This is a genomic window from Micromonospora halotolerans, assembly GCF_032108445.1.
Lineage (GTDB): Bacteria > Actinomycetota > Actinomycetes > Mycobacteriales > Micromonosporaceae > Micromonospora > Micromonospora halotolerans.
On sequence record NZ_CP134876.1, the window covers coordinates 5,125,218 to 5,150,704 of the forward strand.

Sequence of the window (25,487 nt, forward strand, 5' to 3'; positions counted from 1 at the left end):
GCTGGCCGTTCTGTCGGCATCATGCCCGGTCGGGCCCGCCCGGGGTAAGGGGTGGGAGCGTTTGTGGTGGTAGCGCTCTCAGGTGTGCGATGGTCGTCGGACCAACCTGGGGGAGAGGACGACACCACGGTGAGCAGCACCATCGACGCGCCGGCCGACGCCGGCGCCACGACACCACGGGCGGTCCTGGCCGCCCGCAACGGCGTGGCGGTCGTGTTCGCCCTCAACGGGCTGGCGGTGGCGACCTGGTTCGCCCGGGTGCCCGCGATCCGCGAGTCGCTCGGGCTCAGCGCCGGGCGGCTCGGCCTGCTGCTGCTGGCCATGTCGGCCGGCGCGCTGGTCGCCATGTCCACCGCCGGTCTGGTCACCCTCCGGCTCGGCCCGGCCCGCACCGTGGCGGCCTCGACCGTGCTGGTCGCCCTCGGCCTGACGGCCGCCGGTCTCTCCGCCAGCCTGGCCGGCTCGCTGGTCGGCGTGGTGGTCGGGCTCTTCGCCGTGGGGTACGGCTCCGGGGCCTGCGACGTGGCCATGAACGTCGAGGGCGCGGCCGTGGAGAAGCGGCTCGGCCGGACGATCATGCCCCGGTTCCACGCCGCCTGGAGTCTCGGCTCGGTCGCCGGGGCCGGGCTGGGCGCCGGGGCGGCCCGGCTGGGCGTACCGGTCGGCTGGCACCTGCCCGTGATCGCGGTGGTGGTCCTGGCCGGCACGCTGCTCGCCGCCCGGGCCTTCCTGCCCGCGCCGGCCGAGACGGCCGGCCCGGCCGAGCCGGCCGCGCACCGGCGCGCGCTGCTGGCCACCTGGCGGGAGCCGCGGACCCTGCTCATCGGCCTGTTCGTGCTGGTGATGGCGTTCACCGAGGGAAGCGCGAACGACTGGCTGGCGGTGGCGTTCGTCGACGGGTACGGGGTGAGCGAGGCGGCCGGCGCCGCCGTCTTCGGGGTCTTCGTGGTCGGCATGACGATCGGCCGGACCGCCGGCACCGTGGCGATCGACCGGTGGGGCCGGGTGCCGGTGCTGTTCGGCACCATCGCGCTGGCCGCCACCGGGGCCACCTGCGCCGTGCTGGCCGGCTCCGGGCCGCTCGCCGTGGCCGGCGTGGCGCTGTGGGGCGTCGGGGCGTCGCTCGGCTTCCCGGTCGGGATGAGCGCCGCCGCCGACGACGAGGACCGGGCGCCGACCCGGGTCAGCGTGGTCGCCATGATCGGCTACACCGCGTTCCTCGCCGGCCCGCCGCTGCTCGGCTTCCTCGGTGACCACCTGGGCATCCTCGACGCCCTCGGCGTGGTGCCGCTCCTGCTGCTGCCCACCCTCGCCCTGGTCCCGATCCTGCGCCCGCCGGCCCGCTGACCCGCGGCCCGGCACGCCGGCCGGCTCAGCGGACGTCCACCCGGCTTCCAGCCGGTTGCCAGGTACGGGTGCTGCACTGGGTGGGACGCCGAGGAGAGGAGGCGGGCATGGGCTGGTTCACCCGACGGGCCGCCGACCCGACGACCCCGACGAAGCTCGACCGCGAGGCGAACCGGGACGACCTGGCCGCGCTGGAGGCGTTCGTGACCAGCCGGCGCGGGGTGGAGTTCTACCTGGAGCCGGAGACCACCGCCACGGACACGACGGTGGTGGCCGTCGCCCACGACGGTGAGTGGATCCGGCGCCGCACCGGCACGCCCCGGGCCGCCGGGAAGATCGCCCGGAAGCACGCGGTCCCGCTCTACGAGGCCGCCCGCACCGGCTACCCGGAGCGGATGCGCGCCTGGAACCGGGCCCACCCGGAGCGGCGCGCCCGCTGACCCCGGCGTGGCTCAGCCGGCGCCGGCCAGCACGGCCCGCGCCTCGGCCAGCCGCAGCGGTTCCTCGTGGGCCGAGACGAACCAGGCGAGGTCGTCATCGAGCAGGCTCGCCGCGAGGGCCAGGTCCGGCCCGTCCTCGGGCGTCCGCAGGTGCGCCGGCGGCGGGTACCAGCAGTCGCCGAGCAGCAGCACCCCGGAGTCCGGCACCCGCACCACCGCGGAGTCCGGCGCGTGCCGGCCGCCCACGTGCCGGACCACCACGCCGGTGGGCAGGGTCAGCTCGTCGGCGAACGTGCGGGTGGGCGGGAGCACGGCGAAGCCGTCCCAGGAGTCGACCGCCAGGGCCCGGGCCCGGAAGCTGTGCCCGAGGCGGGGGTCCTCGCGGACCTGCTCGCGCAGGTAGCGGTGACTCCACGGCCGGGCCGCCTCGGCGCGCAGCAGGGCCACCGCCGACTCGTGCCCGACGATCTCCACCTCCGGCCAGGCGCAGGCGCCCCAGACGTGGTCCCAGTGGTGGTGGGTGTAGACCAGCCAGCGCGGCTCCGGCAGCCCGGCCGCCGCCAGCGCGGCCCGGATCTCCCGGGCGTGGGCGGGGCTCTGGCCCGCGTCGACGATCACACTTCCGCGGTCGTCGGCCACCACGGCCACGGTCGGCCGGACCGCGAGCGGGTCGGGATCGCCGGGAAACAACCAGACCCGACCGTCGAGGTGTCGCAGCGTCACCGGCAATTCCTCCCCGCTCCGTGGCAGCTCATCCACAGTCGACCGCGATGCTATCCGCCGGCCGCCGCCCCGGGCCGCCCCGGCTGCGGCGACGCGGGTCGTCCGGGGTGGCGGGCGGCCGGCGGGAACGCTCGCCACGGACCGTGGAAATGCCGCCGCTGCCATCGATTCACGCCATTGCCATCGGAGCTGGAGGATGCCACTCGCAGATCGACTGCTGCGGATGTCGAGGGCCGGGCGGAGGCCGGGGGACCCGGCGTTGACCCGCGCCGGGCGGCTGTGGCAGCATTCGCGGCCTGACGGCAGTGAAGGAAGCCGGTGCGATTCCGGCGCGGTCCCGCCACTGTCACCGGGGAGCGATCCCCCCTCGTGAGTCACGGCCGTGCGTGCGCGGTTGGAAGGCCGGGGGTGAGCGTCGATCCGGAAGCCAGGATACTTCGGCCGTCGGAGAGCCCCAGGGCGTGGACACCCGAGGAGGACCCGATGCACGGCCTTTCCGCCATCGACGACGATCGTCGTTTCCGGCCGGCGCGCACCGACGCGCCGCTGACCGCTCGCCCCGCCGCCCCGCCGGCCGCCGTGCCGCGCGCCGGGCTGGCCCGCGCCGTCCGCCGCTGACCGCCCCGGCGGGTCCCGCACCCGGCCGGGCGCCCCTGCCGACCCGCCGTCGGTGAGCCGTCCGCCGGACCCGCGTACCCGCCGCACCCGCACCCACCCCCGCCCGCCGCCGGCCCTGCCGCGCCGTCGGGCGTCACGCTCCGGAGCCGTCCGTGCGCATCCTGCTGCTCTCCACCGCCGACACCGACCTGCTCGCCGCCCGGGCGAGCCGCGCCGACTACCGGCTGGCGAACCCCGCCCGGGTCGCCGCCGACGCCGTGCCCGCGCTGCTCGACGGCGTCGACCTGGCCGTCGTACGCCTGCTCGGTGGCCGGCAGGCGTGGCCGGACGGCCTCGCCGCGGTGCTCGGCTCCGGCGTGCCCACGGTCGTGCTGGGCGGCGAGGCGGTGCCCGACGCGGAGCTCATGGCGGCGTCCACGGTGTCCGCCGGGGTGGCCGCCGAGGCGCTCGCCTACCTGGTCGAGGGCGGCCCGGAGAACCTCGCCGAGCTGGCCCGGTTCCTCTCCGACACGGTGCTGCTCACCGGCGAGGGCTTCGCCCCGCCCGCGCCCACCCCGCCGCACGGCATCCTCGGCGCCGACCCAGCGCCCGACGGCCGGCCGGTGGTCGGCATCGTGTTCTACCGGGCGCACGCCCTGGCCGGGAACACCGCCTTCGTCGAGACCCTCGCCGACGCCGTCACGGCGGCCGGCGGTCAGCCGCTGCCGGTGTTCTGCGGCTCCCTGCGCGGCCTCGCCCCGGGCGCCGGCCCGCTCGAGGAGTTCGCGCGCTGCGACGCCCTCGTGGTCACGGTGCTCGCGGCCGGCGGGACGGTCGCCGCGGACGCCTCCGGGGGCGGCGACGAGGACGCCTGGGACGTCGGCGCGCTCGCCGCCCTGGACGTGCCGATCGTCCAGGCGCTCTGCCTGACCAGCGACCGCGACCGCTGGGCGGCCAGCGACGCCGGACTGTCCCCGCTGGACGCCGCCATGCAGGTGGCCATCCCCGAGTTCGACGGCCGGATCGTCACGGTGCCGTTCTCGTTCAAGCGGATCGACGCCGACGGGCTCTCCGTCTACCAGCCGGACCCGGAGCGCGCCGCCCGGGTCGCCGGCATCGCCGTCCGGCAGGCGCGGCTGCGGCACGTGCCCAACGCCGACAAGCGCCTGGCCATCGTCCTCAGCTCGTACCCGACGAAGCACTCCCGGGTCGGCAACGCGGTCGGCCTGGACACCCCGGCCTCCGCGGTCCGGCTGCTCGCCGCCCTGGCCGAGGCCGGCTACCACCTGGGCGACGCTCCCGTGCCGGACGACGGGGACGCGCTGATCCACACCCTGATCGCCGCCGGCGGGCACGACGTCGAGTGGCTCACCCCCGAACAGCTCGCCGCCGCCGAGGCGCGGGTGCCGGGGGAGACCTACCGGCGCTGGTTCGACGCGGTGCCCGCCCCGCTGCGGGAGCGGATGCGGGAGCACTGGGGCGAGCCGCCCGGCCGCCTCTACACCGACGGCGGCGACCTCGTCCTCGCCGGACTGCGCTTCGGCAACGTGGCACTGCTCATCCAGCCGCCCCGCGGCTTCGGCGAGAACCCCGTGGCCATCTACCACGACCCGGACCTGCCGCCCAGCCACCACTACCTCGCCGCGTACCGGTGGCTGGCCGCCCCGGTCGCCGACGGTGGCTTCGGCGCGGACGCCGTGGTCCACCTCGGCAAGCACGGCACCCTGGAATGGCTGCCCGGCAAGGGCCTCGGACTGGCCGCCGACTGCGCCCCCGACGCGGTCCTCGGTGACCTGCCGCTGGTCTACCCGTTCATCGTCAACGACCCCGGCGAGGGCACCCAGGCCAAGCGCCGCGCGCACGCCGTGGTCGTCGACCACCTGGTGCCGCCGATGGCCCGCGCGGAGACGTACGGCGACCTGGCGAAACTCGAACAGCTCCTCGACGAGTACGCCACCGTGCAGGCCCTCGACCCCGCCAAGGCGCCCACCGTGCAGCGGCAGATCTGGGACCTGGTCCGCGCCGCCGAGCTGCACCACGACCTGCACCAGGCGGAGATGCCCGGCGCGGACGACTTCGACGACTTCGTGCTGCACCTCGACGGGTACCTCTGCGAGGTCAAGGACGTGCAGATCCGCGACGGCCTGCACATCCTCGCCGAGGCGCCCGCCGGACAGGCCCGGGTCAACCTGGTCCTCGCCGTGCTGCGCGCGCCGCAGGTCTGGGGCGGCGCCCGCGTGCTGCCCGGGCTGCGCCAGGCTCTCGCCGCGCACGCCGGCCTGGACGAGGCGGCGCTGCTCGCCACGCCCGGCGCGCGGATCGCCGTGCCGGCGGCGCTCACCGACGCCGTCGACGGGCCGGCCGCCACCGCCGCCGACGCGGTCGACCTCATCGAGGCCCTGGCCCGCCGGCTCGTGCTCGGCATGGAGACCCTCGGCTGGGACGCCACCAAGGCCGGCGCGGTGGTCGAGGAGGTGGTCGGCGGGCCGGTGCCCGAGGCCGCCGAGGTGCTCGACTTCGCCGCCCGCGAGGTGGTGCCCCGGCTGGACCGGACCACCGACGAGATCGGCCGGGTGCTCGGCGCGCTCGACGGCCGGTTCGTGCCGCCCGGCCCGTCCGGCTCGCCCACCCGGGGGCTGGTCAACGTGCTGCCCACCGGCCGCAACTTCTACTCCGTCGACCCGAAGGCCATCCCCAGCCGCAACGCCTGGGACGTCGGGGTGGCTCTCGCCGACTCGCTGCTGGCGCGGCACCTCGCCGACACCGGCGCGTACCCGCGCTCGGTCGGGCTCACCGTCTGGGGCACCAGCGCCATGCGCACGCAGGGCGACGACATCGCCGAGGTGCTGGCGCTGCTCGGCGTCCGTCCGGCGTGGGACGACCGGTCCCGCCGCGTCACCGGCGTCGAGGTGGTGCCGCTGCCCGAACTGGGCCGCCCCCGGATCGACGTCACGGTGCGCATCTCCGGCTTCTTCCGGGACGCCTTCCCGCACGTGGTGGCCCTCATCGACGACGCCGTCCGGCAGGTCGCCGCGCTCGACGAGCCGGCCGCCGGGAACTTCGTGAAGGCGCACGTCGACGCGGACGTCGCCGAGCACGGCGACGCGCGCCGGGCCACCGCCCGCATCTTCGGCTCCAAACCCGGGGCGTACGGGGCGGGGCTGCTGCCCCTCATCGACGCCCGGAACTGGCGCACCGACGCCGACCTGGCCGAGGTGTACGCCGTCTGGGGCGGCTACGCCTACGGGCCGGGGCTGGACGGGCGGGAGGCGCGGGCCGACATGGAACGCTCCTTCGCCCGGATCGCCGTCGCCGTGAAGAACCAGGACACCCGCGAGCACGACATCGTCGACTCCGACGACTACTTCCAGTACCACGGCGGGATGGTGGCCATGGTCCGCCACCTCACCGGCGGTGCCCCGGCCGCGTACGTGGGGGACTCGGCCATGCCGCACGACGTCCGCACCCGCACCCTCGGCGAGGAGACCCGCCGGGTGTTCCGGGCCCGGGTGGTCAACCCCCGCTGGATCGCCGCCATGCGCCGGCACGGCTACAAGGGTGCCTTCGAGCTGGCCGCCACCGTCGACTACCTGTTCGGCTACGACGCCACCGCCGGGGTCGTCGACGACTGGATGTACGAGCGGCTCGCCGAGGCGTACCTGTTCGACCCGGAGACCCGGGAGTTCCTGGAGCGGTCCAACCCGTGGGCGCTGCGCGGCATCACCGAACGGCTGCTGGAGGCCGCCGACCGCGGACTGTGGGCCGCCCCCGAGCCGGTCACCCTCGACCGGCTGCACGAGACGTACCTGGCCAGCGAGGGCGACCTGGAGGACCGGCTGTGAGCGCGAGGAGTGAGCCGGTTCTGCGAGCCCCGCAGTCGCGAACGAAGGAGCCGCAGTGACCAGCTATCCGTTCAGCGCGGTGCTCGGGATGGACGAGATGCGGCTCGCGCTGCTGCTCAACGCGGTCAGCCCGGCCATCGGCGGGGTGCTGGTCCGGGGCGAGAAGGGCACCGCCAAGTCCACCGCGGTGCGCGCCCTCGCCGGGCTGCTGCCCCCGGTCGACCGGGTGGCCGCCTGCCGCTTCGCGTGCGACCCGGCCGCGCCCGACCCGGGCTGCCCGGACGGGCCGCACCCGGCCGGGTCGGCGGGAGAGCGCCGCCCGGCCCGCCTGGTCGAGCTGCCGGTGGGCGCCGCCGAGGACCGGGTGGTCGGCTCGCTCGACCTGGAGAAGGCCCTCGCCGAGGGGGTACGCGCCTACGAGCCCGGCCTGCTCGCCGCCGCCCACCGGGGCGTGCTCTACGTCGACGAGGTCAACCTGCTCCACGACCACCTGGTCGACCTGCTCCTGGACGCGGCGGCGATGGGTCGCTGCCACGTCGAGCGGGAGGGCGTGTCGGTCAGCCACGCCGCCCGGTTCCTCCTGGTCGGCACCATGAACCCGGAGGAGGGGGAGCTGCGCCCGCAGCTGCTCGACCGATTCGGGCTCACCGTCGAGGTGGCCGCCAGCCGCGACCCCGCCGTACGCGCCGAGGTGGTCCGCCGCCGCCTCGCCGCCGACGCCGACCCGGCCGGTTTCGCCGCCGGCTGGGCCGAGGCGGACGCCGAGGTGGCCCGCCGGGTCGCCGCCGCCCGGCGCCGGCTGCCCGGGGTGGCGCTGCCCGACGCGGCGCTGCGGCAGATCGCCGAGGTCTGCGCCGCGTTCGACGTGGACGGCATGCGCGCCGACATCGTCACGGCCCGCACCGCCGTGGCGCACGCCGCCTGGCGGGGCCGGGAGCGGGTGGCCGCCGAGGACGTCCGAGTCGCCGCCCGCCTGGCCCTGCCGCACCGCCGCCGCCGGGACCCGTTCGACACCCCGGGCCTGGACGAGCAGCGCCTGGACGAGGCGCTGCGCCGCGCCCGCGAGCAGCACCCCGACGACGACCCGGACGACGGCCCGGACGGCGGCGGCCCGGCCGGTGGGCCCGGCGGTGGGCCGGAGCCGGACCGCGGGCCGGACTCCGCCGGCGGGCCCGGCGGAACCGGGGCGGACGTTGGCGGCGGGTCCGACCCCGACGGTCCCGGCCGGTCGGCCCGCGGGAAGGGCGGCGCCGGTGGCCGGGACCGGTCCGGGGGGTCCGACGACGCCGGACGCCCCGGGCCGCCGGACGACGGGCGTGGCGGGGCCGGCCACGACGGCCCTGCCGCCGACTCGGATCCGTCCGGCCACCCGGACGACGACGGGAGCGGCGGTGGCCACGACCCCGACGGCGCGCCGCCCGGTGGCGGCCACCGGGGGCGGCCGCACGCCCGACGGTCCCGTCCCGGCGCCCGGCCGGGGGACCCGGACCATGCGGAGGGAGGGACCGTGGCCGTACCCGACGGGGGGCTGCGTGCCCGGCTGCTCACCGCGCCCGGCATGGGCGAGGGTGTGCCCGGCCGGCGCTCCCGGGCCCGCACCGGGCGGGGCCGCACCACCGGCGCCCGGGTGCCGGCCGGCCCGGCCGGCGCGCTGCACCTGCCGGCCACCGTCCGGGCCGCCGCCCCGCACCAGGCCGCCCGCGGCCGGGCCGGCGGGCCGCTGCGGCTGCGCCCGTCCGACGTGCGCGAGGCGGTCCGCGAGGGACGCGAGGGCAACCTCGTTCTCTTCGTGGTCGACGCCAGCGGGTCGATGGGCGCCCACCAGCGGATGTCCGCCGTCAAGGGCGCCGTGCTGGCCCTGCTCACCGACGCGTACCAGCGGCGGGACAAGGTCGCCGTGGTCGCCTTCCGGGGCGCCGGGGCACAGACCCTGCTGCCGGCCACCTCCTCGGTGCTCGCCGCCTCGGTCCGGCTGGCCGAGCTGCCCACCGGCGGGCGTACCCCCCTCGCGGAGGGGCTGCTCGCGGCGGCCGACCTGCTGCGGGTGGAGCGGCTGCGCGACCCGAAGCGCCGCCCCCTCGTGCTGGTGGTCACCGACGGCCGCGCCACCGCCGGCCACCGCCCGCTCGACCGGGCCGCCCGCGCCGCCGCGGTGCTCGCCGCCACCGGCGCGCCCTGCGTCGTCGTCGACTGCGAGTCCGGCCCGGTCCGCCTGCACCTGGCCCGCCGCCTCGCCGCCCACCTGCACGCCCCGCACCACCACCTCGCCGACGTGGCCAGTGACCCGCTCGTCGGCCTCACCACGAGGAGCGCCGCCTGATGCCGCAGGGAAAGCCGACCCACGTGCCCGCCGACGGGCTGACCACCCGGCAGCGGCGCCACCGGCCGCTGCTGATCGTGCACACCGGACAGATGAAGGGGAAGTCGACCGCCGCGTTCGGGCTGGCGCTGCGCGCCTGGACCGCCGGGCTGCCGATCGGCGTCTTCCAGTTCGTCAAGAGCGCCAAGTGGCGGGTGGGGGAGGAGAACGCCTTCCGGGCCCTCGGCGAGGTGCACGGGCGCACCGGGCAGGGCGCCCCGGTCACCTGGCACAAGATGGGCGAGGGCTGGTCCTGGATCCAGCGCGGCGGCGCGGCCGACCACGCCGAGGACGCCCGCGAGGGCTGGCGGCAGATCCAGCGCGACCTGGCCGCCGAGCGTTACGGGCTCTACGTGCTCGACGAGTTCACGTACCCGATGAAGTGGGGTTGGGTCGACGTGGACGAGGTCGTCGCCACCCTGCGCGACCGGCCCGGCTTCCAGCACGTGGTGGTCACCGGACGGGACGCGGACCCGCGGCTGGTCGAGGCGGCCGACCTGGTCGCCGAGCTGACCAAGGTCAAGCACCCGATGGACGCCGGTCAGAAGGGCCAGAAGGGCATCGAATGGTGACGCCCTGGGCGCTGCCCCGGCTGGTCGTCGCCGCCCCGGCCAGCGGGCACGGCAAGACCACCGTGGCCACCGGGCTGCTCGCCGCGCTGCGCCGCCGCGGCCTGGCGGTCAGCCCGCACAAGGTCGGCCCCGACTACATCGACCCCGGCTACCACGCGCTCGCCGCCGGCCGCCCCGGCCGCAACCTCGACCCCTGGCTGGTCGGCCCGGAGCGGATCGCCCCGCTGCTGCGGCACGGCGCCAGCGTGCCCACCCCGGCCGACGTGGCCGTGGTGGAGGGGGTGATGGGGCTGCACGACGGCGCGGTCGGCCACGGCGGGTACGCCTCCACGGCCCACGTGACCCGGCTGGTCGAGGCGCCGGTGCTGCTGGTGCTCGACACCACGGCGCAGGGCCGCTCCGCCGCCGCGCTGGTGCTCGGCATGCGCGCCTTCGACCCGGCGGTACGCATCGGCGGGGTGGTCCTCAACCGGGTCGGCTCGCCCCGGCACGAGACGCTGCTGCGCGACGCGCTCGCCGAGGTGGACGTGCCGGTGCTCGGCGCGGTGACCCGGGCCGCCGAGGTGGCCGCGCCGTCCCGTCACCTCGGGTTGGTGCCGGTCGCCGAACGCGCGCCGGAGTCGGTCGCCGTGGTGGCCGCCCTCGCCGACCTGGTCGAGGCCACCGTGGACCTCGACGCCGTGCTGGCGCTGGCCCGCACCGCGCCGCCGCTGACCGCGCCCGCCTGGGATCCGGCCGCCGCGGTCGGCGGCCCGCCGGCACCGCCCGCCCGGTCGTGGCGGTGGCCGGCGGGGCGGCGTTCACCTTCTCGTACGCGGAGACCGCCGAACTGCTCACCGCGGCCGGCGCGGAGGTGGTGACCCTCGACCCGCTGCGCGACGAGGCCCTGCCGCCCGGCACCCGGGCCCTGGTGATCGGCGGCGGCTTTCCCGAACTGCACGCCGACGCCCTGGCCGGCAACACCGCGCTCCGCGCCGAGCTGGCCGGCTTCGACGGCCCGGTGGTCGCCGAGTGCGCGGGGCTGCTCTACCTCGGCCGCTCCATCGACGGGGTGCCGATGTCCGGGCGGCTCGACCACACCGCCCGGATGACCGGCCGGCTCACCCTCGGCTACCGCGACGCGGTGGCCGCCGCCGACTCCCCGGTGCACCGCGCCGGCGACCCGGTACGCGGACACGAGTTCCACCGCACCGTCACCGACCCGGGGCACGGCGACCGCCCCGCCTGGCACTGGGACGGCGCCCCGCACGGCTTCGTGGCCGGCCGGGTGCACGCGTCCTACCTGCACACCCACTGGGCCGGGCACCCGGCGGCGGCCCGCCGGCTGGTCGAGGCGGCGAGCGGGTGAGCCCGCCCGCCGCCGTGCTGACCGGGATCGGGGTCGGACCCGGCGACCCGGAACTGCTGACGCTCAGGGCCGCGCGGCTGCTGGGCGAGGCCGACCTGGTGTTCGTACCCGTGCTGGACCGGCTCGCCGCGGACCCGGACGCGCCCGCCGGGCGGGCCGAGACCACCGTGCGCGCGCACGTGCCTGCGGACCGGCTGCGCCGGCTGCCGTTCGCCCTGGACGACCGGGGCGGGGTGACCGCCCGCCGGGAGCGGGCCTGGGACGCCGCGGCGGCGGCCGTGGTGGCCGCCGTCGACGGCGGCGCCCGGTCGGTCGCCTTCGCCACCATCGGCGACCCCAACGTCTACTCGACCTTCGGCTACCTGGCCGACGGGGTCCGGGCCCGGCGACCCGGGGTCGCGGTGCGGACCGTGCCCGGCATCACCGCCATGCAGGACCTGGCCGCCCGCGCCGGGGTGGCGCTCTGCGAGGGCCGGGAACCGCTCACCCTGCTGCCCGCCACGGCCGGCCTCACGCCGGTCGCCGACGCGCTCGCCGGCCCCGGGACCGTCGTCGTCTACAAAGGCTGGCGCCGCCACCCCGACCTGGTCGACGAGCTGCGCCGGCAGGGCCGGCTGGCCGACGCTGTGCTGGGCCGGGCGCTGGGCCTGCCCGGCGAGCGGATCGGGCCGGTGGACGCCATGGCCGGCGACCTGCCCTACCTGTCGACGCTGCTCGTCCCGGCCCGCCGGGACGGCCGGGGAGGAAAACTGTGACCACCATCGGCAAGGTCTGGTTCGTCGGGGCCGGCCCGGGCGCGGCCGACCTGCTCACCCTGCGCGCCGCCCGGGTCATCGCCGAGGCCGACGTGGTGATCTGGGCGGCCAGCCTCGTGCACGCCGACGTGCTGGCCCACGCCCGCCCGGACGCCGAGATCGTCGACTCCTCCCAGCTGCCCATCGAGGGCGTCCGGCCGCTGTACGAGCGGGCCGCCGCCGACGGGCGGACCGTGGCCCGGATCCACTCCGGCGACCCGGCCCTGTGGGGAGCCGTGCAGGAGCAGTTCGACCTGTGTCGCGACCTCGGTCTGGCCGTCGAGGTGGTGCCCGGGGTGTCCTCGTTCACCGCGGTCGCCGCGCTGGTCGGCCGGGAGCTGACCATTCCCGAGGTGGCCCAGTCGGTGATCCTCACCCGCCTGGAGGGCGGCAAGACGCCGATGCCAGCCGGCGAGCGGGTCCGCGAGTTCGCCCGCCACGGCACCACCATGGCGCTGTTCCTTTCCGCCGCCCGCTCCGGGCAGGCCCAGGCGGAGCTGCTGGCCGGCGGCTACCCGCCGGAGACGCCGGTGGTGGTCGCCTACCAGGCGACCTGGCCGGACGAGCTGGTCGTCCACTGTGCGCTGGGCGAGCTGGAGGCCACCGTCAAGGCGCACCGGCTGTGGAAGCACACCCTGTTCCTCGTCGGGCCGGCGCTCGCCGCCACCGGCACCCGCTCGCACCTGTACCACCCGGGGCACTTCCACACCTACCGGCGGGCCGAGCCGGGCGCCCGCGCCGCGCTGCGCCGTGCCCGCGCCGACCGGCCCGGCGACGGCCGGCCCGGTGACCCCACCGGGGACGGCCGGTGACGTACGCCGAGCCGCCGCTGCGCGAGCCGGACCTGCCGCGCACGGCGAAGGTCCGGCCCACCGCGCTGCGTACCGGCTGGACCACCGGCGCGTGCGCCACGGCCGCGACCAAGGCGGCGCTGACCGCACTGGTCACCGGCGAGCCGCAGCGCCAGGTGGAGATCGGCCTGCCGGCCGGCCGACGGGTCACCTTCGCGGTGGCCCGCTGCGACCTCGACCCGTCCCGCCGGGCGGAGGCCGTCGTGGTCAAGGACGCCGGCGACGACCCCGACGTCACCCACGGCGCCGAGCTGACCGCCACGGTCACCTGGCGGGACGAGCCGGGGCTGCGCCTCGACGGCGGGCCGGGCGTCGGCACGGTCACCCGGCCGGGGCTCGGCCTGGCGGTGGGCGGCCCGGCCATCAACGAGACCCCGCGCCGCATGATCGGCCAGGCCGTCGCCGAGGTGGTCGACCTCGGCGAGACCGGCGTCCGCGTGGTGATCAGCGTGCCGCGCGGCGAGATCATGGCCCGCAAGACCACGAACCGGCGGCTCGGCATCCTCGGCGGCATCTCGATCCTCGGCACCACGGGGATCGTCCGGCCCTTCTCCACCGCCTCCTGGCGGGCCAGCGTGGTGCAGGCCGTGCACGTGATGGCCGCCCAGGGCGAGCGGACCGTGGTGCTGTGCACCGGCGGGCGGACCGAGCGGGCGGCCCGGGCGCTGCTGCCGGAGCTGCCCGAGGTGTGCTTCGTCGAGGTCGGCGACTTCACCGGCGCGGCCGTCACGGCCGCCGTCGGCGACGGGATGACCGGGGTGGTCTTCGTCGGCATGGCCGGCAAGCTGGCCAAGCTCGCCGCCGGCATCCTGATGACCCACTACACCCGGTCCAAGGTGGACCTGTCGCTGCTCGGCGCGGTGACCGCCGAGGCCGGCGGCGACCCGGACCTGGTCGCCGCCGTCACCGCGGCCAACACCGGCCGGCACGCGTACGAGCTGTGGGCGGCCGCCGGACTGCTCGGCCCGGCCGGGGACCTGCTCTGCCACCGGGTCCGGCAGGTGCTGCGCCGCTTCGCCCGGCACGCGGTCAGCGTCGACGTCGCCATGGTGGACTTCGCCGGCGAGCGGATGGTCGCCTCCTCCGGGCGGTGGGCCGCGTGACCCCGACCGTGCTCGTGGCGGGGATCGACGCCGCCGGCCGGCCGGCGCACCCCGCGCTCGTGGCGGCGCTGGCCGGCGCCGGGCTGGTCGTCGGCGCCGCCCGGCACCTGGCCGCCGTGCCCGTGCCGCCCGGCTGCGCCACCGTCGTCCTCGGCCCGCTCGCCCCCGCCCTGGACCGGCTCGCCGCCGCCGTCACCGCCGGCACACCCGCGGTGGTGCTGGCCAGCGGCGACCCCGGCCTCTTCGGCATCGTCCGCCGGCTCCGCGCCGCCGGCCTGCCGCTGCGGGTACTGCCCGCCGTCTCCAGCGTGGCCGCCGCGTTCGCCCGCGCCGGGCTGCCCTGGGACGGCGCCGCCGTGGTCACCGCGCACGGCCGGGACCCGCGCCCCGCGGTCAACGCCTGCCGCGCGCTGCCCGCCGTCGCGGTGCTCACCGCACCCGGAGCGGGCGCGGCCGAGCTGGGCGCCGGCCTGGCCGGCTGGGACCGCCGCCTGGTCGTCGCCGAGCACCTCGGCACCACCGACGAGCGGGTCACCTGGACCACGCCGGCCGAGGCCGCCGCGACGGCCTGGACCGACCCGCACGTCGTGCTCAGCCTCGCCCCGGACACCGCGCCGGCCGGGATGCGCGCCGACGACCAGCCCGCCGCCGCGCCGGCCGGGGGGTGGGCGCTGCCCGAGTCCGCGTACGCCCACCGGGACTCGATGATCACCAAGGCCGAGGTCCGGGCCCTCGTGGTGGCCCGGCTGCGGCCCCGCCTCGGCCGTCTCGTCTGGGACGTCGGCGCGGGCAGCGGCTCGGTCGGCATCGAGTGCGCGCTGCTCGGCGCCGCGGTGCTCGCCGTCGAACGCGACCCCGCCGCGCCGATCCGGGCCAACGCCGCCCGGCACGGCGTCGACGTGCGGGTGGTGACCGGCACGGCCCCGGCGGCCCTGGCCGGGCTGCCCGACCCGGACGCGGTCTTCGTCGGTGGGGGCGGCGTGGACGTGCTCGCCGCGGTGGCCGACCGCCGCCCGCCCCGGGTGGTGGTCACCCTGGCCGCCCTCGACCGGGTCGCGCCGGCAGTGCACCTGTTCCGCGCCGCCGGCTACGCGGTCGACGGCTGCCAGCTCGCCGCCGCCCGCCTCGCCGACCTGCCCGGGGGCTCGCTGCGCCTGGCCGCCACCAACCCGGTCGTCGTCCTCACCGCGGAACACCGATGACCGCCCACCCGGAGGAACCCGTGACCACACCCTCGGACCTGTCGGAGCCCTGCGCGACCGGAGGCGTCGACAAGGAGCCGCTCCTGGTCGGACTCGTGGCGGCGACCGCCGCTGGGCGGCGACATGCGCGTACCGTCGCCGCGGCCTGGCCGCACGCCCGGCTCGTGGAGGCGGGGAGCGTCGCCGACGCGCTGCGGGTCGCCTGGCGGGAGTGCGACGCGGTGGTCGCCTTCCTGGCCACCGGCGCGGTGGTCCGCATCCTCGCCCCGCTGCTCGGTGACAAGCACACCGACCCGGCCGTGGTGGTCGTCGACGAGGCGGCCCGGCACGCCGTGGCCCTGCTCGGCGGGCACGCCGGCGGCGCGAACGACCTCGCCACCGAGGTGGGCGCGCTGCTCGACGCCCGGCCGGTGGTCACCACCGCCACCGACGCGGTCGGCCTGCCCGGACTGGACACCCTCGGCTGGCCGGTGGAGGGCGCGCTGGCCGCGGTGTCCCGGGCGTTGCTCGACGGCGAGCCGGTCCGGCTGGTCGCCGACGCCACCTGGCCGCTGCCCGCCCTGCCGGAGCACGTGCACGTCGAGGTCACACCCCCGCCGGCCGGCGGAGGCACGCCGGCCGCCACCCCGACGGCGACCGGCGGACCGGCGACCCCGACGCCGACCGGGGGAGCGGCCACCGCCGGGACGGGCGAGAGCGCGGACGGCTGGCGGATCCTGGTCACCGACCGGGTCGTCCCGGTCGACGGGCGGACCGTGGTGCTCCGGCCGCCGTCCCTGGTCGCCGGGGTCGGCTCCAGCCGGGGCGTGCCCGCCGCCGAGGTGATCGACCTGCTGCGCCGGGCGCTCGCCGACGCCGGCCTCAGCCCGGCCAGCCTGCGCTGCCTGGCCAGCGTGGACCTCAAGGCCGACGAGGCGGGCATCCGGGCGGCCGCCGACGCGCACGGCGTACCCCTGGAGACCTGGCCGGCGGCGGACCTGGCGGCGGTCGACGTGCCGCACCCCAGCGAGGTGGTCCGCGCCGCGGTCGGCACGCCGAGCGTCGCGGAGGCCGCGGCGCTGCGCGGCGGCGGCACGTTGCTGGTGCCGAAGACCGCCTCGGCGATGGCCACCGTCGCGGTGGCCCGGCACGCCCCACGCGGCCGGCTCGCGCTCGTCGGCCTCGGCCCGGGCGCGGCCGACCTGCGCACCCCGCGCGCGGTGGCCGAGCTGCGCCGGGCCGCCGTGGTGGTGGGCCTGGACCAGTACGTCGACCAGGTCCGTGACCTGCTCCGCCCCGGCACCCGGGTGCTGGCCAGCGGGCTCGGCGCGGAGGAGGCGCGAGCCCGGGCCGCCGTCGCCGAGGCCACCGCCGGCCACGCGGTCGCCCTGGTCGGCTCGGGCGACGCCGGGGTGTACGCGATGGCCAGCCCCGCCCTGGAGTACGCCGACGACCGGATCGACGTGGTCGGCGTGCCCGGGGTGACCGCCGGGCTCGCCGCGTCCGCGCTGCTCGGCGCGCCGCTGGGGCACGACCACGTCTACCTGAGCCTGTCCGACCTGCACACCCCGTGGGAGGTGATCGCGGGCCGGATCGCCGCCGCGGCCGGGGGTGACCTGGTGGCGCTGCTCTACAACCCGCGCAGCCGCACCCGCGACTGGCAGCTCGGCGCGGCGCTGGACGCCTTCGCGGCGCACCGCCCGCCGGACACCCCGGTCGGCGTGGTGCGCAACGCCAGTCGCCCCGGCGAGCGGGTGCACCTGGCCACCCTGGCCACCCTCGACCCGGCCCTGGTCGACATGTACAGCGTGGTGGTGGTCGGCAGCTCGCAGACGCGGGTGGTCGCCGGCCGGATGGTGACGCCCCGGGGGTACCGGTGGCGGTCGTGACCATCGGCGCCTGCCAGGGCTGCGGCGCCTGCCTGCTCACCTGCCCGACCCACGCCATCCGCCCCACCCCCGCCGGCCTGCGCGTCACCGACCGCTGCACCGGCTGCCTCGAATGCCTGGAGATCTGCCCCGTGGACGCGATCCGCGTCGACCCCGAACCCGGAGGAGAGCGATGACCTCGACCCCGACCGCCGTCCCCACCATCGGCAGCTGGAGCCGCGCCGAACGGGCCCGCCTCGGCGGCATCGTCTGCGCGATCGCCGCGCTGCACGTCGCCGGCGTGACCCTCTACCTCTACTGGAACCACCAGCCGGTGGCGGCCGGCGGGCTGGCCGGCGCCGGCACCCTGGCCTACGTGCTGGGGGTGCGGCACGCCTTCGACGCCGACCACATCGCCGCCATCGACGACACCACCCGACTCATGCTGCTGCGCGGCCGGCGGCCGGTCGGCGTCGGCTTCTTCTTCGCCCTCGGGCACAGCGCCGTGGTGCTGCTGCTCGCCCTCGTGGTCGGGCTCGCCTCCACCCGGCTGACCGGCGACCGGATGGCCGGCGTCCGCGAGGTCGGCGCCACCGTCGCGATCGTCACGGCGACCGGCTTCCTGCTGCTCGTGGCGGCCCTCAACGCGGTGGTGCTGGCCGGGCTGGCCCGGCTCTGGCGGCGGCTGCGCGCCGACGCGCTGGACGAGACCGAGCTGGACCTCCTGCTGCTCAACCGGGGGCTGATGCACCGGATCCTCGGGGCCCGGGCCCGCACCCTGGTCCGCTCCTCCTGGCACATGGCCCCGGTCGGCTTCCTCTTCGGGCTCGGCCTGGAGACGGCCAGCGAGGTGACCCTGCTGGCGCTGTCGGCGAGCACCGCCGCCGCCGGCGGGCTGCCCGTGCTGGCGCTGCTCACCCTGCCGCTGCTCTTCGCCGCCGGGATGTCCGCCATGGACACCGCCGACAGCCTGCTGATGAGCCGCGCCTACTCGTGGGCGTACCGGCAGCCGGCCCGGCGGCTCTGGTACAACCTGGCCACCACCACCATGACCGTGCTGGTCGGCGGCCTGGTCGCCAGCGTCTACCTGGCCGGGCTGCTCGCCGACCACCTCGGGCTCACCGTCCTGGCCGCGTACGCCTCGATCGCCGACCACTTCGAGCAGCTCGGGTACGCCGTGGTGGGCCTCTTCGCCCTCGCCTGGGGCGGCGCCGTGCTGCTCTGGCGGCTGCGCGGCCTCGACCGCCGCTTCGGGCGGGCGGAATCATGACGCGGACCGTGCATCCCATCGAGGCGGAGTCCTACCGGATCCTGCGCGGGCGGGTCGACCTGTCGCACCTGCCGCCGCTGACCCGGGCGGTCACCGAGCGGGTGGTGCACGCCAGCGCCGACCTCGACTACGTCGCCGACCTGGTCTGCGACGAGGACGGGCTGGCCGCCGGGCTGGCCGCGCTGCGGGCCGGCGCGCCGATCGTCACCGACGTGTGGATGGTCGCCGCCGGCATCACCCGGGCCGGGCGGGAGATCGTCTGTCCGGTCGCCGAGCCGGCAGCCGCCGAGCTGGGCCGCGCCGCCGGCATCACCCGCTCGGCCGCCGCGGTGCGGATCGCGTCCGAGCGGGTCGGCCCGGGCGCGGTCTGGGTGGTCGGCTGTGCCCCCACCGCGCTGGTCGAACTGATCGCGCTCGACGCGGCCCCGGCGCTGGTGGTCGGCCTGCCGGTCGGGTTCGTCGGCGCGGCCGAGTCCAAGGCGGCGCTGCGGGCCAGCGGCCTGCCCGCCGTGTCCAACGTGGGCGAGAAGGGCGGCTCCGCGGTGGCCGCCGCCGCCCTCAACGCCCTGCTGTACCTGGAGGAGAAGTGAAGGACCGGACCCCGCTGCTGATCGTCGGGCACGGCACCCGCAGCGCCGCCGGCGTCGCCCAGTTCGCCGCGCTGGTGGAGCGGATCCGCCGCCGGGGCGCGGTCGCCGACGTCGAGGGCGGCTTCATCGAGCTGTCCCGCCCGCCGCTGACCGACGCCGTCGGCGCGCTCGTCGGCCGGGGCCACCGGTCCGTCGTGGCGCTGCCGCTGGTGCTGGCCGCCGCCGGGCACGGCAAGGGGGACATCCCCGCCGCCCTCGCCCGGGAGAAGCAGCGCCACACCGGCCTCCGGTACGCCTACGGGCGGCCGCTCGGCCCGCACCCGCTGCTTCAGGAGACGCTCGCGCGGCGGATCGACGCGGCGCTCGACGGGGCCGACCGGGCCGGCACGTGGGTAGCCCTGATCGGGCGCGGCTCCACCGACCCGGACGCCAACGCCGAGGTGACCAAGGTGGCCCGGCTGCTCTGGGAGGGGCGCGGCTACGCCGAGGTGGAACCCGGCTTCGTCTCGCTCGCCGAGCCGTCCGTGCCGGCCGTGCTGGAGCGGCTGCGCCGGCTCGGCGCCCGGCGGATCGTGGTCGCCCCCTACTTCCTCTTCGCCGGGGTGCTGCCGGACCGGATCGTGGCGCAGAGCCGGGAGTTCGCCGCCGACCATCCCGGCCTGGACGTGCGGGTGGCCGAGGTGATCGGCGACTGCGATCCCCTCGCCGACCTGGTCCTGGAGCGGCACGCCGAGGCGCTGCGCGGTGACATCCGAATGAACTGCGACACCTGCGCGTATCGGGTGGCGCTGCCCGGGTTCGCCGACAAGGTGGGCCGGCCGCAGACCCCGCACCACCACCCCGACGACCCGGCCGACGGGCACGGCCACCACCATCACCACCACCACGCCGGCCACCACGACGAGCCGGCCCTGCGCCCCGGACAGGTGGCCGTCGTGGGCGGCGGGCCCGGCCCCGACGACCTGATCACCGTACGCGGCCGGGCGCTGCTCGACGCCGCGGACGTGGTGGTGGCCGACCGGCTCGCTCCGGCCGGGCTGCTGCGCCGGCTGCGCCCCGGCGTGCTGGTGGTGGACGCCGCCAAGGTGCCCCGGGGCCCGTCGATGGCCCAGGACACCATCAACGACACGCTGATCGCGCACGCCCGCGCCGGGCGCCGGGTGGTCCGGCTCAAGGGCGGCGACCCGTACGTCTTCGGCCGGGGCCACGAGGAGGTCCTCGCCTGCGCGGCGGCCGGGGTGGAGACAGTGCTCGTGCCCGGGGTGAGCAGCGCGGTGGCCGCGCCCGCCCTGGCCGGGGTGCCGGTGACCCACCGGGGCGTGGCGCACGAGGTCACCGTGGTGTCCGGGCACCTCCCGCCCGGGCACCCCGACTCCCTGGTGGACTGGGCCGCGCTGGCCCGGGCGCGGGGCACGCTGGTGCTGCTCATGGCGGTGGACACCGTCGGGCGGATCGCCGCCGAACTGCTCGCCAACGGGCGGGCGCCGGAGACGCCGGTGCTGGCGGTCCGCGACGCCGGACACCCGGAGCAGTGGACGGCCCGGTGCCGGCTGGACGAGGTCGGCGCGCTCGCCGCGCGGGACGAGGTCCGGCCGCCGGCGGTGTTCGTGGTCGGGCCGGTGGTGGGGCTCGCCGCCGACCCCGCCTCGCTCGCCGGGGCCGATCCGGTGCCGGCCGCCGCCGGCCCCGCGTCCGTCGCCGTCACGGTGCGGGGGTGAGCGCGGCAGCCCGGGGGATCAGCCGGTGACGGCGCGGGCCAGGACGTAGCCCAGGGTGGCCGCCGCGAGTCCGGCGGTCACGCTGCCCAGCGCGTTGGCCAGCGCCGGGCCGCGGTGACCCGAGCGGTGCAGCCGAACGGTCTCGTAGCCGAGGGTGGACCAGGTGGTCAGCGCGCCGCAGAAGCCGGTGCCGACCAGGGCGGTCACCGCGGGGGAGGCGGGCACGGCGGCCACCGCGCCGAGCACCAGCGACCCGACCACGTTGACGGTCAGCGTGCCCCACGGGAACAGGGAGCCGTGCCGGGCCTGCACGGCCCGGTCGGTCAGGTAGCGCAGCGGCGCGCCCACCGCCGCCCCGAGCGCGATCAGCAGGACGGTCACCGGGCCACCCCGCCCCGGGCCCGGGCCAGCACCCGGCCGGCCACCGCGTCCCCGGCCCCGACCGCCAGCAACGCCCCGGCCAGGGTCGCCGCCAGGTACGCCAGCGCGGTGCCCGGCGCCCCGGCGGCGATCGCCCGCTGGGCGTCCACGGCGTAGGTGGAGAAGGTGGTGAAGCCGCCGAGCACGCCGACGCCGAGGAACGGCCGGACCAGCGGCCCGGCCGGGCGGGCGGTGAGCACCGCCATGAGCGCGCCGATCAGCAGGCAGCCGGTGACGTTGATGCCGAAGGTGGCCCACGGGAAGCCGGTGGGCGGGTGCGGGAACGCGGCCTGCAGCCCGGCCCGGCCCAGCGCGCCGAGCACCCCGCCGGCGGCGATGACCCCGAGCACCGCCGCCGGGTGGGCGGGCAGCTCCCGCCGGTCGGCGGGGACGCGCAGGTCGACGTCGGGGTCGACGCGGAACTCGGACGGTCCGGTCACGGTGCCTCCCACCAGGACGCGCAGCACTGGCAGGGACCGTTGGCGAGCGGGTCGCGGTTCTCCCGGCCGTTACCGGGACGGCGGGCCCCACCGCCGGTTTCCGCCCGAGCATAACGCCGTCCCTCGGGCCGGCCCGGTCCGCGGCCGCGCCCGCCGGCCCGGCCCCGGGGCGGGGACGACCGCCCGGCCGGCCCGGCCGGCCCGGCCGGTCCGGGCCGGTCAGGCCGCGACGTCGGCCAGCTCGTGGGTGGCCGCGGCGTCGCCCGGGGTACGCCGGGCACGCCGCTCGGCCACCAGGAGCACCGCGAGGCCGAGCAGGGTGAGCCCGGCGCCGGCCCAGATCGGGGCGGTGAAGCCGAGGCCGGCGTCGATGGTCAGCCCGCCGAGCCAGGCGCCGAGCGCGTTGCCGACGTTGAACGCGGCGATGTTCGCCCCGGAGGCCAGGGTCGGGGCCTGGCGGGCGTACTTCATGATCCGCATCTGGAGCGGCGGCACGGTGGCGAAGCCGAACGCGCCCATCAGCACCAGCGCGACCACGGTCAGCGCCGGGCTCGCGGCGGTCAGCGCGAAGCCGACCAGCACCAGGGTGAGCACCGCCAGGACGGTGACCAGGGTCCGGGACAGCGACACGTCGGCGGCCCGGCCGCCGGCCAGGTTGCCGGCGAACAGCCCGACCCCGAAGAGCACCAGCAGCCACGGCACGGTGCCGGCCGCGAAGCCGCTCACCTCGGTGAGCGTGTACGCGATGTAGGTGAACGCGCCGAACATGCCACCGAAGCCGAGCACGGTGACCACGAGCGAGAACCAGACCTGGGCGTGGGTGAAGGCCCGCAGCTCGCCGCGCAGCCCGCCAGTCGGTGCGGCGTCGGTGGCCGGACCGCGACCGGGCACCAGGACGGCGAGGCCGACCAGCGCGACCAGCCCGATGCCGGTGATCGCCCAGAACGTGGCGCGCCAGCCGAGGTGCTGGCCGAGGAGGGTGCCGAACGGCACGCCGAGGACGTTGGCGATCGTGAGGCCGGCGAACATCATGGCGATCGCGCCTGCCCGGCGGGCCGGCGCGACCAGGCCGGCTGCCACGACCGCGCCGATGCCGAAGAACGCGCCGTGGCAGAGTGCCGCGACGATCCGGCCGGCCAGCATGGTGCCGTAGTCGCCGGCCAGCGCCGAGAGGAGGTTGCCGGCGATGAAGAGCACCATCAGGCCGAGCAGGACCGGCTTGCGGCGCAGCCGGGTGACGGCGGCGGTGAGCGCCACCCCGCCGACGGCGACGCTGAGGGCGTAGCCGGAGATCAACCAGCCGGCCACCGACTCGCTGACCGCGAAGTCGGCGGCGACCTGGGGGAGCAGCCCCATGATCACGAACTCGGTCAGCCCGATGCCGAACGCCCCGATCGCCAGGGCGATCAGGCCGCCGGGGAGGGCCGAGGTGCGCTGTGCCATGCCGTACCCAATCCATGCGTTCGAAACAAAAGGCGCATGCAACTACCCGCGCCGACAACGAAGATAGTTGCACGCGCTGTATACCGGCGCAAGGGTGGTAGTCTGGGGGGCGTCCAGGTCACACCGGAGGGGGCGTCATGGGGATCGCCGACGACGCGGTCGAGATCCGCGCGCAGGGCTGGCGCACTCTCGCCGCGCTGCACGGCCTCATCGAGACCGCGCTGGAGCGCGCCCTCCAGGGCGAGCACGACCTCTCCGTCGTGGAGTACACGGTGCTCGACGCGCTCTCCCGGCAGGACGGCTGGCACATGCGGATGCGGCAGCTCGCCCGCGCCGCCGCGCTCTCCGGCAGCGCCACCACCCGCCTGGTCACCCGGCTGGAGGAGCGCGGCCTGCTCACCCGCGTGCTCTGCGCGGACGACCGGCGCGGCATCTACACCGAGCTGACCCCGGCCGGCTCGGAGCTGCTCGGCCGGGCCCGCCCCACCCACGACCGGGTGCTCGCCGACGCGCTCGCCGAGGCCGAGCGCACCCCCGAGCTGGCCCCGCTGGTCGACGCGCTGCACCGGCTCCCCGCCGCCCGCTGAGGCGCAGACACACCGGCGCGGTTGCGTCGATTCCGTGGTCCCTGCCCACCCGGCCGCGGGTTGCGTCGGTTTCGACCGCGCCGCTCCGGGGCACTTCCCGACCGACCTGCGACGGAAGGGGGTTCGTGATGGCCGGAGGGAACAGCACGGCCGGCACACGGTCGGCGCGGTCGCGCGCCGCGAGCAACGGAGGTAGCGGCGGCAGGCGGCCCGACGGTCCACCGTTCCGCAAGCCGGGGTGGTCGAAGGCGTACTCCTTCGCGCTGGTCACCGGGGCGCTCTTCCTCTTCTCCTGGCTCGGCCAGTTCCTCTTCCAGATGGCCGTGGAGAGCAACGAGGCCAGCCAGCACGGCCAGAGCTTCGCCTGGAGCGAGTTCCTGCCGCAGTTCTTCGCCAGCACCTTCGAGAACTGGCAGTCGGAGTTCCTCCAGCTCATCTGGCAGGCCGCCGGCCTGGCCATCTTCTACTACTGGGGCTCCTCCCAGTCGCGGGAGTCCGACGACCGCATGGAGGCCAAGCTGGACGCGCTGCTGCGCGAGCGAGGGCTCGACCCGGACCACCCCTGACGGCCGCATCGGGGACCTGACCTGGCAGGACGGGCCGTACGGGCGTACGGTGATCGCACCCGCCCGGCGTGACGCGGCGCCGGCGCACCCGTCGCGCAGGAGGCCACCGTGCAGGACCGCACCCCTCGTCCGGACGAGCTGGAACCCGTCGAGCGGGCCGGCGTCGACGAGCTGCGGGCGCTGCAACTCGACCGGCTGCGCTGGTCGCTGCGGCACGCGTACGACAACGTGCCGCACTACCGGCAGGCCTTCGAGGCGGCCGGCGCGCACCCCGACGACCTGCGCGAGCTGGCCGACCTGGCCCGCTTCCCGTTCACCGGCAAGGCCGAGCTGCGGGAGAACTACCCGTTCGGCATGTTCGCGGTGCCCCGGGAGCGGGTCGCCCGGCTGCACGCCTCCTCCGGCACCACCGGGCGGCCCACCGTCGTCGGCTACACCCGCGCCGACCTCGACACCTGGGCGAAGCTGATGGCCCGCTCGATCCGGGCCTCCGGCGGCCGCCCCGGCGACCGGGTGCACGTGGCGTACGGCTACGGGCTGTTCACCGGCGGGCTCGGCGCGCACTACGGCGCCGAGGAGCTGGGCTGCACCGTCATCCCGGTCTCCGGCGGCATGACCGAGCGGCAGGTCATGCTGATCCGCGACTTCGAGCCCGAGGTCATCATGGTCACGCCCAGCTACATGCTGGCCATCGTCGACGAGATGGAGCGCCAGGGCCTCGACCCGAGGTCCACCTCGCTCCAGGTCGGCATCTTCGGGGCCGAGCCGTGGACCGAGGACATGCGCCGGGAGATGGAGCAGCGCCTCGACATGCACGCCGTCGACATCTACGGCCTCTCCGAGGTGATGGGCCCCGGGGTGGCGGTCGAGTGCGTGGAGACCAAGGACGGCCTGCACCTGTGGGAGGACCACTTCTACCCGGAGATCATCGACCCGGTCACCGGCGAGGTGCTGCCCGACGGCGAGCGGGGCGAGCTGGTGCTCACCTCCCTCACCAAGGAGGCCATGCCGGTCGTTCGCTACCGCACCCGCGACCTCACCCGGCTGCTGCCCGGCACGGCGCGCAGCATGCGCCGGATCGAGAAGATCACCGGCCGGACCGACGACATGATGATCGTGCGCGGGGTCAACGTCTTCCCGACCCAGATCGAGGAGCTGATCCTGCGTACACCCGCGCTGTCGCCGCACTTCCAGTGCGTGCTGGACCGGCAGGGCCGGATGGACACCCTCACCGTGAAGGTGGAGCGGCGGGCCGGGGTGGCCGCCGACGAGGCCGAGCGGGCCGGCGCCGCCCTGGTCGAGCAGGTCAAGAACACCATCGGGGTGAGCGTGGCGGTCCAGGTCATCGAACCCGACGGGGTGGAGCGCTCGATGGGCAAGATGCGCCGGATCGTCGACCAGCGGCGGGGCAACTGACGTGGCGGGCGA

The 25,487-nt window shown here is 77.1% G+C and carries 20 protein-coding genes, 3 pseudogenes and 1 riboswitch; of the genes and pseudogenes, 19 read left to right on the forward strand and 4 right to left on the reverse strand.

Annotated elements, in window-relative coordinates:
* Positions 1-129 precede the first annotated feature (129 nt).
* A complete protein-coding gene (locus RMN56_RS24170) occupies positions 130-1,347 on the forward strand; it encodes an MFS transporter (RefSeq protein WP_313719835.1) in 1,218 nt (405 codons plus the stop codon).
* 107 nt (positions 1,348-1,454) lie between these two features.
* Positions 1,455-1,787, forward strand: a complete 333-nt coding sequence (locus tag RMN56_RS24175) for a hypothetical protein (protein WP_313719836.1) — start codon at positions 1,455-1,457, stop codon at positions 1,785-1,787.
* Between the two features lie 12 nt (positions 1,788-1,799).
* On the opposite strand, the gene RMN56_RS24180 is transcribed toward RMN56_RS24175, so the two are convergent.
* Positions 1,800-2,510, reverse strand: coding sequence for an MBL fold metallo-hydrolase (locus RMN56_RS24180; protein ID WP_313719837.1), 711 nt, complete (start codon positions 2,508-2,510; stop codon positions 1,800-1,802).
* Positions 2,511-2,818: 308 nt separating this feature from the next.
* A riboswitch (cobalamin riboswitch) is annotated at positions 2,819-2,948 on the forward strand.
* A gap of 45 nt (positions 2,949-2,993) precedes the next feature.
* Here RMN56_RS24180 and RMN56_RS24185 point away from each other — a divergent pair.
* The 14 genes and pseudogenes from RMN56_RS24185 to cobA all read left to right on the forward strand — a co-directional run bounded on the left by RMN56_RS24185 (position 2,994) and on the right by cobA (position 20,603).
* Complete coding sequence (locus RMN56_RS24185) at positions 2,994-3,128, forward strand: hypothetical protein (RefSeq protein ID WP_313719838.1); 135 nt, start codon at positions 2,994-2,996, stop codon at positions 3,126-3,128.
* Positions 3,129-3,280: 152 nt separating this feature from the next.
* The gene (cobN, locus tag RMN56_RS24190; protein ID WP_313719839.1) at positions 3,281-6,949 is read left to right on the forward strand and encodes a cobaltochelatase subunit CobN; all 3,669 of its coding nucleotides are present in this window, start codon (positions 3,281-3,283) and stop codon (positions 6,947-6,949) included.
* Positions 6,946-9,269 (forward strand): annotated as a pseudogene (locus tag RMN56_RS24195) (VWA domain-containing protein). The gene cobN and the pseudogene RMN56_RS24195 overlap by 4 nt, the downstream one beginning before the upstream one ends.
* Positions 9,269-9,880, forward strand: a complete 612-nt coding sequence (cobO, locus tag RMN56_RS24200; RefSeq protein WP_313719840.1) for a cob(I)yrinic acid a,c-diamide adenosyltransferase — start codon at positions 9,269-9,271, stop codon at positions 9,878-9,880. The pseudogene RMN56_RS24195 and the gene cobO overlap by 1 nt, the downstream one beginning before the upstream one ends.
* A pseudogene (locus RMN56_RS24205) lies at positions 9,874-11,228 on the forward strand (cobyrinic acid a,c-diamide synthase CobB). The gene cobO and the pseudogene RMN56_RS24205 overlap by 7 nt, the downstream one beginning before the upstream one ends.
* Complete coding sequence (cobI, locus tag RMN56_RS24210) at positions 11,225-11,983, forward strand: precorrin-2 C(20)-methyltransferase (RefSeq protein WP_313719841.1); 759 nt, start codon at positions 11,225-11,227, stop codon at positions 11,981-11,983. Before RMN56_RS24205 ends, cobI begins: the two are co-directional and overlap by 4 nt.
* The gene (gene cobM / locus RMN56_RS24215) at positions 11,980-12,834 is read left to right on the forward strand and encodes a precorrin-4 C(11)-methyltransferase (RefSeq protein WP_376787223.1); all 855 of its coding nucleotides are present in this window, start codon (positions 11,980-11,982) and stop codon (positions 12,832-12,834) included. The genes cobI and cobM overlap by 4 nt, the downstream gene beginning before the upstream one ends.
* Positions 12,831-13,976, forward strand: a complete 1,146-nt coding sequence (locus RMN56_RS24220; RefSeq protein WP_313719842.1) for a cobalt-precorrin-5B (C(1))-methyltransferase — start codon at positions 12,831-12,833, stop codon at positions 13,974-13,976. Before cobM ends, RMN56_RS24220 begins: the two co-directional genes overlap by 4 nt.
* Positions 13,964-15,178: a precorrin-6y C5,15-methyltransferase (decarboxylating) subunit CbiE gene (gene cbiE / locus RMN56_RS24225; RefSeq protein ID WP_376787224.1), complete on the forward strand. Its 1,215-nt coding sequence runs from the start codon at positions 13,964-13,966 to the stop codon at positions 15,176-15,178. Before RMN56_RS24220 ends, cbiE begins: the two co-directional genes overlap by 13 nt.
* Before the next feature lie 83 nt (positions 15,179-15,261).
* Positions 15,262-17,046 (forward strand): precorrin-3B C(17)-methyltransferase, encoded by a 1,785-nt coding sequence (cobJ, locus tag RMN56_RS24230; RefSeq protein ID WP_313724847.1) that lies wholly within the window; start codon positions 15,262-15,264, stop codon positions 17,044-17,046.
* Positions 17,034-17,192, forward strand: a pseudogene (locus tag RMN56_RS24235) (4Fe-4S binding protein); the annotation flags it as partial. The gene cobJ and the pseudogene RMN56_RS24235, both read left to right, overlap by 13 nt.
* 26 nt (positions 17,193-17,218) lie before the next feature.
* A complete protein-coding gene (locus RMN56_RS24240) occupies positions 17,219-18,295 on the forward strand; it encodes a HoxN/HupN/NixA family nickel/cobalt transporter (protein WP_313719843.1) in 1,077 nt (358 codons plus the stop codon).
* Positions 18,292-18,885: a precorrin-8X methylmutase gene (locus RMN56_RS24245; RefSeq protein ID WP_313719844.1), complete on the forward strand. Its 594-nt coding sequence runs from the start codon at positions 18,292-18,294 to the stop codon at positions 18,883-18,885. Before RMN56_RS24240 ends, RMN56_RS24245 begins: the two co-directional genes overlap by 4 nt.
* A complete protein-coding gene (gene cobA, locus RMN56_RS24250) occupies positions 18,882-20,603 on the forward strand; it encodes a uroporphyrinogen-III C-methyltransferase (protein ID WP_313719845.1) in 1,722 nt (573 codons plus the stop codon). The genes RMN56_RS24245 and cobA overlap by 4 nt, the downstream gene beginning before the upstream one ends.
* An 18-nt stretch (positions 20,604-20,621) precedes the next feature.
* Here cobA and crcB read toward each other — a convergent pair whose 3' ends face one another.
* From crcB to RMN56_RS24265, 3 genes are all read right to left on the reverse strand, one after another.
* Positions 20,622-20,984, reverse strand: a complete 363-nt coding sequence (gene crcB, locus RMN56_RS24255; RefSeq protein ID WP_313719846.1) for a fluoride efflux transporter CrcB — start codon at positions 20,982-20,984, stop codon at positions 20,622-20,624.
* Positions 20,981-21,475: a FluC/FEX family fluoride channel gene (locus tag RMN56_RS24260; protein ID WP_313724848.1), complete on the reverse strand. Its 495-nt coding sequence runs from the start codon at positions 21,473-21,475 to the stop codon at positions 20,981-20,983. Before RMN56_RS24260 ends, crcB begins: the two co-directional genes overlap by 4 nt.
* Positions 21,476-21,682: 207 nt before the next feature.
* Positions 21,683-22,906 carry an MFS transporter gene (locus RMN56_RS24265; protein WP_313719847.1) on the reverse strand — a complete coding sequence of 408 codons (1,224 nt, stop codon included), beginning with the start codon at positions 22,904-22,906 and terminating at the stop codon, positions 21,683-21,685.
* A 137-nt stretch (positions 22,907-23,043) separates the two neighbouring features.
* On the opposite strand from RMN56_RS24265, the gene RMN56_RS24270 reads away from it, so the two are divergent.
* The 3 genes from RMN56_RS24270 (at position 23,044) to paaK (ending at position 25,475) form a co-directional block, all read left to right on the forward strand.
* Positions 23,044-23,493, forward strand: a complete 450-nt coding sequence (locus tag RMN56_RS24270) for a MarR family winged helix-turn-helix transcriptional regulator (RefSeq protein ID WP_151465640.1) — start codon at positions 23,044-23,046, stop codon at positions 23,491-23,493.
* A gap of 128 nt (positions 23,494-23,621) precedes the next feature.
* On the forward strand, positions 23,622-24,059 hold the full coding sequence (locus RMN56_RS24275) for a DUF6766 family protein (protein ID WP_313719848.1): 438 nt from the start codon (positions 23,622-23,624) through the stop codon (positions 24,057-24,059).
* Between the two features lie 108 nt (positions 24,060-24,167).
* A complete protein-coding gene (paaK, locus tag RMN56_RS24280; RefSeq protein WP_313719849.1) occupies positions 24,168-25,475 on the forward strand; it encodes a phenylacetate--CoA ligase PaaK in 1,308 nt (435 codons plus the stop codon).
* The last annotated feature ends 12 nt before the right edge of the window (positions 25,476-25,487 follow it).

What these genes read in the sequence shown, in the direction of transcription:
- RMN56_RS24245 (WP_313719844.1), top strand. Translation starts at nt 18,292, where the DNA reads ATGACGCGGACCGTGCATCCCATCGAGGCGGAGTCCTACCGGATCCTG.
- RMN56_RS24240 (WP_313719843.1), top strand. Translation starts at nt 17,219, where the DNA reads ATGACCTCGACCCCGACCGCCGTCCCCACCATCGGCAGCTGGAGCCGC.
- RMN56_RS24185 (WP_313719838.1), top strand. Translation starts at nt 2,994, where the DNA reads ATGCACGGCCTTTCCGCCATCGACGACGATCGTCGTTTCCGGCCGGCG.
- RMN56_RS24270 (WP_151465640.1), top strand. Translation starts at nt 23,044, where the DNA reads ATGGGGATCGCCGACGACGCGGTCGAGATCCGCGCGCAGGGCTGGCGC.
- RMN56_RS24265 (WP_313719847.1), bottom strand. Translation starts at nt 22,906, where the DNA reads ATGGCACAGCGCACCTCGGCCCTCCCCGGCGGCCTGATCGCCCTGGCG.
- RMN56_RS24275 (WP_313719848.1), top strand. Translation starts at nt 23,622, where the DNA reads ATGGCCGGAGGGAACAGCACGGCCGGCACACGGTCGGCGCGGTCGCGC.
- RMN56_RS24175 (WP_313719836.1), top strand. Translation starts at nt 1,455, where the DNA reads ATGGGCTGGTTCACCCGACGGGCCGCCGACCCGACGACCCCGACGAAG.
- cobO (WP_313719840.1), top strand. Translation starts at nt 9,269, where the DNA reads ATGCCGCAGGGAAAGCCGACCCACGTGCCCGCCGACGGGCTGACCACC.